General features: G+C 70.1%; 1 pseudogene. It reads left to right on the top strand.

The features are described from left to right. Positions 1-395, top strand: a pseudogene (locus AX685_RS22185) (S9 family peptidase); the annotation flags it as partial.

The raw sequence follows: 395 nt of genomic DNA on the forward strand, positions 1-395 counted from the left end.
GCCGGGCGCACCGCCAGTGAAGCTCGCCGCCGATCCGGCGCTGGACGAAAACGACCCGCAGATCGTCGGAAGCACCGTGTATTTCAGCGCCGACGACGCGATCTGGTCGGTGCCCGTCACCGGCGGCACGCCGCGGCGGGTCACCGATTTCAAGGGTGGCTTCGGCGGCTTCAAGGTCGCGCCGACCGGTGACCGGATCGCGGTCTGGGCGGATCGCCGCCCCGGCGCGCCCAGCCTGGAACCCGCGATGGTGAAGAAGGACGCGAACGCCGGGTCGGGCCGCACCTATGACCAGCTGTTCGTGCGCCATTGGGATACATGGGCCGACGGCACCCGATCGCAACTGTTTGTCCTCCCGCTGACCGCTGCCGGGGCGAAGGGCAATGGCGTGGCGG

This window comes from Sphingomonas sp. CCH9-F2 (assembly GCF_001556735.1).
Classification (GTDB): Bacteria; Pseudomonadota; Alphaproteobacteria; order Sphingomonadales; family Sphingomonadaceae; genus Sphingomonas; species Sphingomonas ginsenosidimutans.